The sequence below is a fragment of the Bacillus sp. B15-48 genome (assembly GCF_016879755.1).
GTDB lineage: Bacteria > Bacillota > Bacilli > Bacillales > Cytobacillaceae > Mesobacillus_B.
The window spans coordinates 588,066-600,203 of sequence record NZ_WOFU01000002.1 but is presented as its reverse complement, the minus strand read 5'-3'; the positions used below and the strand labels follow the sequence as shown (position 1 = coordinate 600,203).

Genomic DNA, 12,138 nt, shown 5'->3' with positions numbered 1-12,138 from the left:
GTGCTTTAATGTAAGTGTGTTGTGTTCGGAGGGAGGGAAAGAGAATGTCTAAAACTGTTGTTCGCAAAAACGAATCGCTTGAAGATGCTCTTCGACGCTTCAAAAAAACTGTATCGAAATCAGGTACAATTCAAGAAGCTAGAAAGCGCGAATTCTATGAAAAGCCTAGTGTAAAGCGTAAGAAAAAGTCTGAAGCTGCTAGAAAACGCAAGTTCTAAGAGAGGGTGGAATCAATTGAGTCTTCTCGAGCGTTTAAATAAAGATATAATCCAAGCGATGAAGAACAAGGAAAAAGACAAACTCACGACATTTCGGATGTTAAAGTCTTCCTTGCAAAACGAAGCAATTAAGCTCGGGAAGCAGGAGTTGTCCGAAGAGGAAGAGTTGACTGTACTTTCTCGCGAAATGAAACAACGCAAAGATTCCCTCCAGGAATTTGATAAAGCAGGTCGTGAAGACCTTGTTGGAAAATTGCGAATGGAACTATCCTATGTTGAAGCATATATGCCGAAGCAACTCAGTGAAGAAGAGTTGATGACTATAATTTCAGAGACTATCGCAGTGATTGGAGCATCGTCTAAAGCTGACATGGGAAAAGTGATGGCTGCTCTCATGCCTAAAGTTAAGGGTAAGGCAGATGGATCACTTGTTAATAAACTTGTACAACAACACCTTTCATAAAAAAATGAACACAGGCCGTAAGCTTCTGCTTACGGCTTTTTAATTTATGGAAAGGCTTGTGTATGATATGATAAAAATATACATAATGTAATAAGGTGTATAAGTTAATATTTTTATTCAAAAATGAAACCATTAGAATAAGAAGACCGTAATACAATAAGCCGGAAAAAATTCAGAGAGGAGGGGAGAATTTGAAGTCAAGGCGTCGGTTGGCAATACTATTTTTCCTATTAATCGGCTTTTTCATTTATCTTGTACCGTTATTGACATCCGCAAAAGGTGAGACCGTTTATGTTGTACCAGTTGAAGAAACAGTCGAAAAAGGCCTGCATGCTTTTCTGAAAAGGGCTGTTACAGAAGCAGAGGCTGACAATGCATCGGCAATTATTTTCGAGATCAACACTCCTGGGGGTGCTGTCGATGCTGCAGGTGAGATTGGAAAACTTATTACATCTACTAATCTTCGTACAATTGCATATGTTAACAAGCAGGCATTGTCAGCCGGTGCGTTTATATCTTTAAATGCGAATGAAATTTATATGGTTCCGGGCGCGGTTATGGGATCAGCAGCAATCATTGATCAAACAGGAAACACTGCGGATAAAAAAGCAGTTTCTTATTGGTTAGCCGCAATGGAGAGTGCGGCTCATGAGTCAGGACGCGACCCTATTTATGCTTTAGCAATGGCAGATGAAGAAGTGAATCTCCCAGATTATGGCGCCGGAAAAGGAAAATTGTTGACACTAACAGCAGAACAAGCTCTTAATGTCGGCTACTCAGAAGGTACGGTAAATAACATAAATGATTTACTGTCTGAACTAGGTTATGAAAATGCTACAATTAAAAATGTCGAGGAGAGCTTTGCAGAAAAGCTTGCAAGGTTTATAACAAACCCTTATGTTGTTCCTATATTACTCTCAATTGGTAGTATCGGACTTGTACTGGAGCTTTATTCTCCAGGGTTTGGGATACCTGGGATTATGGGGCTTTCTTCGTTGTTATTGTTTTTCTACGGTCATTTAGTTGCGGGATTAGCTGGTTACGAGGCAATTATTCTTTTTATTATTGGGATTGCATTAATCATTTTGGAATTTTTCGTAGCAGGAGGAATTGTTGGAATTATTGGCTTAATTGCGGTAATTTCAAGCTTTTTCTTAGCTTCAGGAAACGTTGCCCATATGGCATTATCCTTATTGATTGCCTTTGTTATAACTGTGCTCGTTTCCATCCTGATGGTAAAGGTGTTGGGGAAGAAGATGAAATTTTTCAGAAGAATGGTTCTAACAGATTCAACAAGCACTGAAAGTGGTTATATTTCGAATAAAACGCGGAATGAGCTCATTGGTCTTGAAGGAGTGGCTATTACAGCGCTACGGCCTTCAGGAACCGTGCAAATTGGAGATGAACGAATAGATGTTGTCAGTGAAGGCAATTTTATTCAAAAGGATAAGAGAGTGAAAATAGTTAAAGCGGAAGGTTCTCGGGTGGTTGTCCGTGAAATTCCGGAGTAATAAATTGAATTGGAGGAAATGAATATGGTTATGACAACAAGCACGCTTTTGCTATTAGTTGCAGTTGTACTTGGTTTGCTATTACTAGGTCTATTATTTACGTTCGTACCCGTTATGCTGTGGATTTCTGCATTGGCAGCTGGGGTACGTGTTAGTATTTTCACATTAATTGGGATGAGGCTCCGCCGGGTTATTCCGAATCGGGTCATCATTCCGTTAATTAAAGCTCATAAGGCAGGACTTGGTGTAACAACAAACCAACTCGAGAGTCATTATCTTGCTGGAGGAAATGTTGATCGTGTTGTAAATGCATTAATTGCTGCTCACCGGGCAAATATTGAACTCTCTTTTGAAAGAGCGGCGGCGATCGATCTAGCTGGTCGAGATGTTTTAGAAGCTGTGCAAATGAGTGTTAATCCGAAAGTCATTGAAACCCCATTTATTGCTGGTGTAGCTATGGATGGAATTGAAGTAAAAGCGAAAGCACGAATTACTGTACGTGCGAATATTGATCGCCTTGTCGGTGGTGCTGGTGAGGAAACGATCATTGCACGTGTTGGGGAAGGGATTGTATCCACAATTGGTTCTTCTGATAATCATAAGAAAGTCCTTGAAAATCCTGATAGGATTTCGCAAACCGTATTATCTAAAGGACTGGATGCTGGAACGGCATTTGAAATTCTCTCGATTGATATTGCGGATGTTGATATCGGTAAAAATATTGGTGCAATTTTACAAACTGACCAAGCGGAAGCAGACAAGAAAATTGCTCAAGCGAAGGCAGAAGAGCGCCGTGCAATGGCTGTAGCTCAAGAGCAAGAAATGGTGGCTCGTGTACAAGAAATGAAAGCCAAGGTAGTCGAAGCCGAAGCGACCGTACCATTGGCGATGGCTGAAGCATTAAAGAATGGAAATATAGGTGTAATGGATTATATGAATATCCAAAATATTGAAGCAGATACGGATATGAGAGATTCATTCGGAAAATTAACTGGTGGAAATAAAGAAGATAAAAAGGATGGTTAGGAGCGGATCCTTTTCGAAAGGGGGGGCTTAAATGGAGTTCCTATTTGAAAATCCCATTTTACTTATCCTTCTCATTGGTTTGCTTTCAAGTCTTTTTAAAAAGCCGAAAGCGGAGGAAAAACAGGAGCAGCGCCGGAGAAAACCACCTGCTCGTCCTGAACAGCGACAACCAGAAAAAAGAGTTCCCCGTGAAACGATGTATGAAAGGCGAACTCAGCAACCTCACAATGATGCAGCCAAAGGGCCAGAAGTCGAAACGAAAGAAAATCAAACCGTTTATGATACGTTATCAGAACTTCAAAAGAAATTTGAAGAACGGCAACAAGAAAGAGTCAATAAAGAAGCTGAACAAATTACGCTCAACTCAACGAATGAGCAAGGTATGAGAGCAGCAAACAACGCTCAAATTGGTTCCTTGCAGTTGAAACCTGATGCTGATCGTTTAATCGAAGGCATTGCATGGGCGCAAATATTAGGGCAGCCAAGGGCAAAGGATCCACATCGGACAAGGAGAAGGTAATCATTCGAACTTCCTAAAAAGGAGTGCTAGAACTCTTTTTCAACTCATACATATGAGATGAAAGGGGGTTCTTTTTTTATGGCAAAAAAATGGAGCCAACTCATTCGAAATTGGATGACTCAAAAAATGGATCTTCCACCAGATGTCATGATGGATCTCCCCCGAATTACAATGGTTGGTCAAATCCATATTTATATTGAAAACCACCGAGGATTACTTGCTTTCTCTGATAGGGAGGTTCGGCTTTTGTTAGAGCAAGGACAGTTGCTCGTTAAAGGAAAGGCGTTTGTAATAAAAACAATTATGCCGGAAGAAATCCTACTCGAGGGAAAAATCGATCAAGTGATATATATCAATGAATAGTTCAGGAGGAAGGGCATGAAAAATCAGTGGTTGAACTTTTTTGTTGGAATCGTCCGTGTAAAGGTTACAGGGAGAGGAATCGAGCGGTACTTAAATCAGCTAACAAGAAGCGGGATTTTAATATGGAATGTAAAGAAGCATGGTGAGGATGTGATTACATTCCATATTAAAGCTGTTGATGTTAAGAAATTAAGAGGGCCCGCTAGGAAAAGTGAAGTAAAAGTTCGATTTATCGAGAGGGTTGGCGGCCCTTTCTTTTTACGACGAATGTGGACAAACAGTGGTTTTTTGGCAGGAACGCTTGCTTTTATAGTGATAATTATGGTGTTATCGAACATGGTTTGGGGCATCGAAATTAACGGAGCTAGTCCAGCTACTGAACATCAGATTCGCAAAGAATTGAAGGAAATGGGAATAATAATCGGGAAACCTCAATTTACGCTCGATAATGTCGATGTCATTCAACGTGAACTTACAGATAATGTGAAAGCATTGACATGGGTTGGGGTTGAGTTAAGGGGAACCATTTATCATTTTCAGGTAGTTGAGAAGGAAGATCCAGATAAGCCTAAAACGTACGAAGCTCAAAATCTGGTTGCCACTAAAAAGGCAACGATTGTTCGTATGTTTGTTGAGGAAGGGGAAAAGGTAGTTGCCATTAATGATACCGTTCAACCAGGACAATTGCTAGTTTCTGGATTAATTGGCAAAGAGGATGAGAAAAAAGCCGTTGCTGCAAGGGGGGAAATATTAGGAGAAACATGGTATAAATCACAAGTTGAACTCCCGCTCGAAACTACTTTTCAAGTATTCAGTGGCGAGGAAAAACGGAAATATTCCCTCAATGTTGGTGAGCTTAGTATTCCTTTTTGGGGGTTTAACAAGCATGAGTATAAAGAATTTGAAATGGAGGAAACCACGCAACAATTAAAAATGCTTTCTTGGGAATTGCCGCTTGCCATGACAAAAAAAACAATTCGTGAGCGTGAAGAGGTCAATCGGAATTATACGAAAGAAGAAGCGATTGAGAGAGCAATTAACCTTGCCAGGAAGGATATAAAAAATCAATTACCAGAAGATGCTACAATAAAAGGAGAAGAGATTTTACATCAATCATTAAATAATGGTAAAGTAAAGCTATCCATTCTTTTTCAAATAATAGAAGATATTGCTAAAAGCCAACCTATAATACAAGGAGACGAAGATGACAGAGACGATGGAAGTACAACTTCTCGATCACGATGAGGCAATCGCATTATTCGGGAATTCAGACTCGAATCTTAAACTAGTAGAAAATCAACTTGAAATCTCAATTGTTACAAGAGGAGATAAAGTCAACCTAACTGGTTCAAGTGAAAAAGTTGAAATGGCGCGTGCAGTGCTTGAAAAATTGCTTTCCGTGATTCGGAAGGGAATTAACATTAGTGAACGTGATGTTACTTATGCAATTCAAATGGCTGAAAAAGGGACATTAGATTATTTCCGTGATCTTTATGAGGAAGAAATCGCTAGAAACTCAAAAGGTAAGTCAATAAGAGTAAAGACTCTTGGGCAAAGGGAGTATATCAATGCGATTAGGAAGAATGACTTAGTTTTTGGGCTTGGTCCTGCGGGAACTGGGAAGACGTATTTAGCAGTTGTTATGGCTGTAAATGCATTGAAAAATGGAAACGTTACGAAAATAATCTTAACAAGACCAGCAGTTGAAGCAGGAGAAAGTCTTGGCTTTTTACCTGGAGATTTGAAGGAAAAAGTAGATCCCTATTTACGTCCATTATACGACGCCTTACATGACATATTAGGCACAGAGCACACATTGCGGTTAATTGAGAGGGGAACAATTGAAATTGCTCCGCTTGCTTATATGCGGGGAAGAACACTTGATGATGCGTTTGTTATTCTTGACGAAGCACAAAATACAACTCAAGCTCAGATGAAAATGTTTCTTACAAGGCTTGGTTTTGGCTCTAAAATGGTGATTACAGGCGATCAAACACAAGTTGATTTGCCAAAAGGAGTCAAGTCAGGGTTGAATATAGCGGAAAACATTCTTAAAGGGGTAGAGGGGATTTCCTTCATTTATCTTGGTCGGTCAGATGTTGTCCGTCATCCGTTAGTAGGAAAGATTATTCATGCTTATGAAAGAAATAATGAGGAACAATAACCTGTCTTTAAAGGACAGGTTATTGTTCTTTTTGGCTAAGCCATTTTCGCTTCATTTAAGTGTTAAGTGCATGCCAAGCGGTGAATTTTCTTCCTCCGCTCTCGGTTAGAATGAAGATGAAAGTTATTGGTAAAACTGATATGATGTAAAATAGTTAAGAATGAATATATTTAGAGTGAATACTGAAAAGACAGGAAAGGAGGGGATGAAGTGCAAAAATTACAGCAATCTCTTGCTTCAATACTTAGCTTGCTTAATATAAGGTTGTTCAGATTTTTGTTATTTTTTGTTCTTGCAATCTTTATGTTTCTTACGATGTATAATCATGTCAAACCGGAAAAACTTGATCTTAATCTTTTTTCGATTGCTGACCAGACGGTACGGTCACCGATCACCGTTGAAGACAAAGTTAATACTGAGAAAAAGCGACAGGAAGCAGTCGATCAAGTTCAGGATGTTTATATTGTAAAGAAAGAATACACCCAAAACCAGGTTGACTTAATTACTTCTATTTTTGATTCAGTAACTGAGGTTAACAATGAAATAGATGCTGAGCGCAAAGAACGGCAGTCGGAGCAAACTGGTGAAGTCACTCAATCCCCTGTAATTGTCATTGAAGATAAACTAACGAGAGTAAAAGAGAAATTGACAGAGTCAGTAACAGATGATGTTTCGAATCAAGCATTTACTGCGATGCTTCAAGCAAGACCTGATGAGTTATCCATTGCAAAGGATTTAACAGTCACTGCTGTCAATCATGTCATGAGCCGTCGTATCCCAGCTGATGGGGTAGAAAATGCAAAAAAACAAGTTGAAGAGGAACTAAAGTTTGCCAGCATTCATGCAAATTTAAGGAATGCGATTATTGAATTAGGGCGTTTTGCGATTATACAAAATGAATTTTATGATCCAAAGGCAACCGAGGAGCTTCGCCAACAGGCAAGCGATGGGGTCGACCCAGTGAAAATTTTGGAAGGTCAAATTATTGTTGAAGAGGGGCAGTTAATTAGCCGAGATATTTACCAACAGTTAGAACTTGCAGGGCTGTTGGATAATGAAAATTCTTTAAAACCATTTGTAGGCCTCGCTATGCTTATTTTCATCATTTTATGTGCAGTCTTCCTTTTATTTGATGAAATGAGTAAAAAAGAAAAAAAACAAAAGCAGCTGCTTATTTTTAGTTTGATCTTTATTAGTGCTTTTTTGGTTATGAAACTTTTGAGCCTGTTTACAGATTATAAATATTCAGAGATAGGATATGTATTCCCAGCAGCAATGGGTCCTATGTTGATAAAAATTTTAATCAATGAACGATTAGCAATCTTTCAAACGATCATTCTTGGCATTTGCGGTAGTATCATCTTTAATCAAGGAATTACCGGAACGTTGAATGTTACTGTCGCCTTTTATATTATAGTTAGTGGCCTATCAGGCATTTTATATTTGCGTCATCAAAATCAACGTTCAAAAATTCTTCAAGCTGGCCTTTTCATTTCGATGGTCAATCTTTTCGTCATCATCTCACTGGCCCTATTGCGTAATACCCAATATTCCGGCATAGAGTACGGAATAAATTTATTAGTCGCGATTTTATCTGGCATTGGCTCTGCCGTTCTTACCATCGGTTTATTGCCATTTTTCGAAGCCGGATTTGGCGTTCTTTCAACGATGAAATTAATCGAATTGTCGAATCCAAATCATCCTCTACTAAGAAAAATCTTAACAGAAGCGCCGGGCACATATCATCACAGTGTGATGGTTGCGAATCTTGCAGAATCGGCTTGTGAGGCAATTGGAGCGAATGGGTTATTAGCTAGGGTTGGATGTTATTATCATGATATTGGAAAGACAAAACGGCCACAATTCTTTATTGAAAACCAAATGAATATTGAAAACCCTCATGATAAACTATCGCCGATGACGAGTAAAAATATTATCATCGCTCATGCGACAGATGGTGCTGAACTATTAAGAAAAAATCGAATACCAAAGGAAATTATTGATATAACTGAACAGCATCATGGGACGACATTGTTGAAGTATTTTTATCATAAAGCCAAACAACATGACGATGATGTAAAAGAAGCTGATTTCCGATATCCAGGACCAAAAGCACAAACAAAAGAAAGTGCAGTTATCGGAATAGCCGATAGTGTTGAAGCAGCCGTCCGTTCATTGGCCAATCCAACTCATGAACAAATTGAAACATTAGTTAAAAATATTATTACTGATCGGCTTCAAGATGGACAATTGGATGAATGTGATATAACTCTTAAAGAGCTGCATACAGTTGGTGAATCGTTTGGCGAGACATTAAAAGGAATCTTCCATTCCAGAATAGAATATCCAGATACGACAAAACAGAAGGTGGAAAAATCATGAGTTTAGAAATTGATTTATTTGATGAAACGCAAGAATTAAACGAAAAAGAAATTCGGGAGATTGAAAAATTATTAAATTTCGCTGCCACTACGGAGGCGGTAGAAGAAGGCAGTGAGCTTTCTGTTACATTCGTATCAAATGAGCGCATACGTGAGATTAACCGTGAATATAGACAGAAGGATTTGCCAACTGATGTGATTTCTTTTGCTTTGGAGGAAGAAGGGGAAGGAGAATTGAAAGTGGTAGGGGGAGATTTGCCGCGAATTCTCGGTGATATCATTATTTCGACAGCTAAAGCAAGGGAACAAGCAGGCGAGTATAATCATTCCTTCATGAGAGAGCTAGGTTTTCTTACGGTGCATGGGTTCTTGCACTTGCTAGGGTATGATCATGAAACAGAGGAAGATGAGAAAGAGATGTTTACTAGACAAAGGGAAATATTAGATGAGTATGGACTCACGCGATAATAACAAGTTTAAAAGAGGGTCAATCATCCATTCGTTTCGGTTCGCATTTAGTGGCATTGTCATTGCAGTAAAAAAAGAAAGAAATTTAAAAATCCATATTGCTATTGCCGGATTGGTCCTATTTGCTGGGTTCCTTTTAGAGGTTTCAGTAACCGAATGGCTAATCATTTTCCTTTGTATCGGTTGTATGTTAACAGCTGAAATGTTAAATAGTGCCGTTGAACGAGTGGTTGATTTAAGAACAAAGGATTATCATCCACTGGCTAAAGAAGCGAAAGATATTGCTGCTGGAGCTGTACTGGTGTTTGCGATTACCGCAGCTATAATTGGTGTCATTATCTTCGGACCTAAACTGTTAAATGTATTTGTATAGTTGTCCACTTAGGGCAGCTCTTTTTTTTCGTATATTTGAAAGCTTCATCTATTTTCAGTACAATAGCAAGACAAGTCCAAAGTTTAAATATATTTTTTGAAAATTTAAAAAACTTTATTTTTTTTCGTTTTTACCGATGAATTCATCGTCAAAATAAGGTAAAATAATGGAAAGGGAGATCACTAATGGATTTTACAACTTTAGTAAATGAGGCAAAAAAGGCAAGGGAAAAAGCATATGTTCCATATTCCAAATTTCAAGTAGGAGCAGCACTGCTTTCCGAGGATGGAACTATTTTTCAAGGATGCAATATTGAGAATGCTGCATATAGTATGTGTAATTGTGCCGAGAGGACGGCTATCTTTAGCGCCTATGCTCATGGACACCGCAAATTTAAAGCTCTTGCTGTAATAGCTGATACGACACGCCCTGTCCCACCTTGTGGAGCATGTCGTCAAGTCATATCAGAATTATGTCCGAAAGAAATGAAAGTGTACTTAACGAACTTGAATGGGGATATAAAGGAAATCACTGTAGAAGAACTACTGCCAGGGGCATTTTCATCGGAGGATTTACATGAATAACATGACAGAATTTAAATCAGGTTTTATTTCAATTATCGGTAGACCAAATGTCGGGAAATCTACGTTCTTAAACAAAGTCATTGGGCAAAAAATTGCGATCATGAGCGATAAGCCGCAGACAACTCGTAATAAAGTTCAAGGTGTATTAACGCTTGATGACTCGCAGTTAATTTTCATTGACACTCCTGGTATTCATAAGCCTAAGCATAAACTAGGGGACTTTATGATGAAAGTAGCGCAAAATACGCTTAAAGAAGTTGACCTTGTTTTATTTATGGTGAATGCAGAAGAAGGTTATGGTCGGGGAGAAGAATTTATCATTGATAAGCTTCAGTCGGTTGGTACACCTGTCTTTCTAATAATCAATAAGATTGACCTCGTTCATCCAGACAAACTATTGCAGATCATTAGCGATTATAAAGAAAAATATGATTTCAAAGAAATTGTGCCAATTTCAGCCCTTGAAGGGAATAATATCGAAACCTTGCTGACGCAGATTAAGTCTTATCTACCCGAGGGACCACAATACTACCCAGCTGATCAGGTGACGGACCACCCGGAACGTTTTATCATTTCTGAATTAATACGAGAAAAAGCACTCCACTTGACACGTGAAGAAATTCCACATTCATTAGCTGTTATGATTGAAAAGATAGAACGAAAAAAAGATAAAGTTCATGTGATGGCTACGATTATCGTTGAGAGGGATTCACAAAAGGGAATTGTAATTGGGAAACAAGGTAGTATGCTAAAAGAAGTTGGTAAGCGAGCAAGAATTGATATTGAAAATTTGCTTGGTACGAAAGTATTTCTTGAATTATGGGTTAAGGTCCAAAAGGATTGGCGAAATAGGGCAACACATCTTCGAGATTACGGTTTTCGAGACGATGAATATTAATTAATTCGCTCTATCTGTTGGATAAAAGCCTTAACTAATTTATTTAAAAAATAAATGTTTTATGCATCCGATCTTTTTACAAAAATTGTGTAACATGAAAATTAAATTGACAGGCCATGATATATATAAGACTTCGGGATTGAAAATTGCTAGTTGAAAATTTGAAAGGTGGGGTTTTCGATGTTAGATTTTACCTGGAAAGTCTTCTCACAGACAGGTAATATTGACACTTATCTCCTGTTCAAGGAATTAGAGCAGGATGCACGAGAAATACCCGATAATCAGGAGGAAGAGCTAGCAGAATTTGATTTTCCCATCTCATAGGTTTTGTCTTCCTAAAATGGATGGTGAAGAATGGTGCTGGAAAAATGTGAAGGCATCGTTATAAGGAATACCGATTATGCAGAATCAAATAAGATCGTAACGTTGTATACGAGAGAATGGGGAAAGGTTGGAGTGATGGCAAGAGGAGCAAAAAAGCCCAATAGTCGGCTGACAGCTGTCACCCAACCTTTTACGTACGGAATCTTCTTAATTCAAAGAGGTCGTGGTTTAGGAACCCTGCAGCAAGGTGATATCATTTCATCAATGAGAAGTATTCGTGAAGATATTTTTTTAACGGCTTATGCAAGTTATGTAATTGATTTAACCGATAAGGGTACAGAGGAAAAAAGACCTAACCCGTTTTTATTTGAACTATTGCATCAGACTCTACAATATATGAATGATGGCTATGATTTGGAAATACTCGTTAATATTTATGAGATGAAAATGTTAAATGTACTGGGGCTTTATCCTGTTTTGAATCAATGTGTAAATTGCGGGCACACAGATGGGACTTTTTCTTTTTCGATAAGAGAAGGAGGCATTCTATGCCATCGTTGTTTGAAAATTGACCCGTACCATATTAAGGTATCACAGTCGGTTGTTCGGTTGTTGAAATTGTTTTACTTCTTAGACCTTTCGCGTTTAGGCAATATATCCGTTAAGCCAGAAACGAAAGCACAATTATCACAAGTCATTACTGCTTATTATGAGGAATATTCCGGTTTGCATTTAAAAACAAAAAAATTTTTAAGCCAACTCAATCAATTTAAGGATCGACTTTAGTACTTTAGTATTTGACATTTGAATGTGTTTTCGCTATTATTCATAGTAAATTACATATG

At 38.3% G+C, this 12,138-nt stretch carries 15 protein-coding genes; all 15 read left to right on the top strand.

Annotation, left to right across the window (positions count from 1 at the left end):
* The first annotated feature begins 44 nt into the window (after positions 1–44).
* The gene (rpsU, locus tag GNT69_RS08560; RefSeq protein WP_090741070.1) at positions 45–218 is read left to right on the top strand and encodes a 30S ribosomal protein S21; all 174 of its coding nucleotides are present in this window, start codon (positions 45–47) and stop codon (positions 216–218) included.
* A 16-nt stretch (positions 219–234) separates the two neighbouring features.
* Positions 235–681: a GatB/YqeY domain-containing protein gene (locus GNT69_RS08555; protein ID WP_203554528.1), complete on the top strand. Its 447-nt coding sequence runs from the start codon at positions 235–237 to the stop codon at positions 679–681.
* A 191-nt stretch (positions 682–872) separates the two neighbouring features.
* Positions 873–2,192, top strand: coding sequence for an NfeD family protein (locus GNT69_RS08550; protein ID WP_203554527.1), 1,320 nt, complete (start codon positions 873–875; stop codon positions 2,190–2,192).
* A 30-nt stretch (positions 2,193–2,222) separates the two neighbouring features.
* Positions 2,223–3,218, top strand: coding sequence for a flotillin-like protein FloA (gene floA, locus GNT69_RS08545; protein WP_203554898.1), 996 nt, complete (start codon positions 2,223–2,225; stop codon positions 3,216–3,218).
* 31 nt (positions 3,219–3,249) lie between these two features.
* Complete coding sequence (locus tag GNT69_RS08540) at positions 3,250–3,738, top strand: hypothetical protein (RefSeq protein WP_203554526.1); 489 nt, start codon at positions 3,250–3,252, stop codon at positions 3,736–3,738.
* Between the two features lie 78 nt (positions 3,739–3,816).
* A complete protein-coding gene (yqfC, locus tag GNT69_RS08535) occupies positions 3,817–4,101 on the top strand; it encodes a sporulation protein YqfC (protein WP_203554525.1) in 285 nt (94 codons plus the stop codon).
* A 15-nt stretch (positions 4,102–4,116) separates the two neighbouring features.
* Positions 4,117–5,346, top strand: a complete 1,230-nt coding sequence (gene yqfD / locus GNT69_RS08530) for a sporulation protein YqfD (protein ID WP_203554524.1) — start codon at positions 4,117–4,119, stop codon at positions 5,344–5,346.
* The gene (locus GNT69_RS08525; protein WP_203554523.1) at positions 5,306–6,265 is read left to right on the top strand and encodes a PhoH family protein; all 960 of its coding nucleotides are present in this window, start codon (positions 5,306–5,308) and stop codon (positions 6,263–6,265) included. The genes yqfD and GNT69_RS08525 overlap by 41 nt, the downstream gene beginning before the upstream one ends.
* Before the next feature lie 210 nt (positions 6,266–6,475).
* Positions 6,476–8,647 (top strand): HDIG domain-containing metalloprotein, encoded by a 2,172-nt coding sequence (locus GNT69_RS08520; RefSeq protein ID WP_203554522.1) that lies wholly within the window; start codon positions 6,476–6,478, stop codon positions 8,645–8,647.
* The gene (ybeY, locus tag GNT69_RS08515) at positions 8,644–9,114 is read left to right on the top strand and encodes an rRNA maturation RNase YbeY (RefSeq protein ID WP_203554521.1); all 471 of its coding nucleotides are present in this window, start codon (positions 8,644–8,646) and stop codon (positions 9,112–9,114) included. Before GNT69_RS08520 ends, ybeY begins: the two co-directional genes overlap by 4 nt.
* Complete coding sequence (locus GNT69_RS08510; protein WP_203554520.1) at positions 9,092–9,487, top strand: diacylglycerol kinase family protein; 396 nt, start codon at positions 9,092–9,094, stop codon at positions 9,485–9,487. The genes ybeY and GNT69_RS08510 overlap by 23 nt, the downstream gene beginning before the upstream one ends.
* Before the next feature lie 185 nt (positions 9,488–9,672).
* On the top strand, positions 9,673–10,071 hold the full coding sequence (locus tag GNT69_RS08505) for a cytidine deaminase (RefSeq protein ID WP_203554519.1): 399 nt from the start codon (positions 9,673–9,675) through the stop codon (positions 10,069–10,071).
* 1 nt (position 10,072) lies between these two features.
* Positions 10,073–10,969, top strand: a complete 897-nt coding sequence (gene era / locus GNT69_RS08500) for a GTPase Era (protein ID WP_203554897.1) — start codon at positions 10,073–10,075, stop codon at positions 10,967–10,969.
* Between the two features lie 180 nt (positions 10,970–11,149).
* Positions 11,150–11,293 carry a YqzL family protein gene (locus tag GNT69_RS08495; RefSeq protein ID WP_203554518.1) on the top strand — a complete coding sequence of 48 codons (144 nt, stop codon included), beginning with the start codon at positions 11,150–11,152 and terminating at the stop codon, positions 11,291–11,293.
* Positions 11,294–11,326: 33 nt separating this feature from the next.
* Positions 11,327–12,079 carry a DNA repair protein RecO gene (gene recO / locus GNT69_RS08490; protein WP_203554896.1) on the top strand — a complete coding sequence of 251 codons (753 nt, stop codon included), beginning with the start codon at positions 11,327–11,329 and terminating at the stop codon, positions 12,077–12,079.
* Positions 12,080–12,138: the final 59 nt, after the last annotated feature.

What these genes read in the sequence shown, in the direction of transcription:
- GNT69_RS08495 (WP_203554518.1), top strand. Translation starts at nt 11,150, where the DNA reads ATGTTAGATTTTACCTGGAAAGTCTTCTCACAGACAGGTAATATTGAC.
- era (WP_203554897.1), top strand. Translation starts at nt 10,073, where the DNA reads ATGACAGAATTTAAATCAGGTTTTATTTCAATTATCGGTAGACCAAAT.
- ybeY (WP_203554521.1), top strand. Translation starts at nt 8,644, where the DNA reads ATGAGTTTAGAAATTGATTTATTTGATGAAACGCAAGAATTAAACGAA.
- GNT69_RS08540 (WP_203554526.1), top strand. Translation starts at nt 3,250, where the DNA reads ATGGAGTTCCTATTTGAAAATCCCATTTTACTTATCCTTCTCATTGGT.
- yqfC (WP_203554525.1), top strand. Translation starts at nt 3,817, where the DNA reads ATGGCAAAAAAATGGAGCCAACTCATTCGAAATTGGATGACTCAAAAA.
- yqfD (WP_203554524.1), top strand. Translation starts at nt 4,117, where the DNA reads ATGAAAAATCAGTGGTTGAACTTTTTTGTTGGAATCGTCCGTGTAAAG.
- floA (WP_203554898.1), top strand. Translation starts at nt 2,223, where the DNA reads ATGACAACAAGCACGCTTTTGCTATTAGTTGCAGTTGTACTTGGTTTG.
- GNT69_RS08525 (WP_203554523.1), top strand. Translation starts at nt 5,306, where the DNA reads ATGACAGAGACGATGGAAGTACAACTTCTCGATCACGATGAGGCAATC.
- GNT69_RS08510 (WP_203554520.1), top strand. Translation starts at nt 9,092, where the DNA reads ATGAGTATGGACTCACGCGATAATAACAAGTTTAAAAGAGGGTCAATC.
- GNT69_RS08505 (WP_203554519.1), top strand. Translation starts at nt 9,673, where the DNA reads ATGGATTTTACAACTTTAGTAAATGAGGCAAAAAAGGCAAGGGAAAAA.
- rpsU (WP_090741070.1), top strand. Translation starts at nt 45, where the DNA reads ATGTCTAAAACTGTTGTTCGCAAAAACGAATCGCTTGAAGATGCTCTT.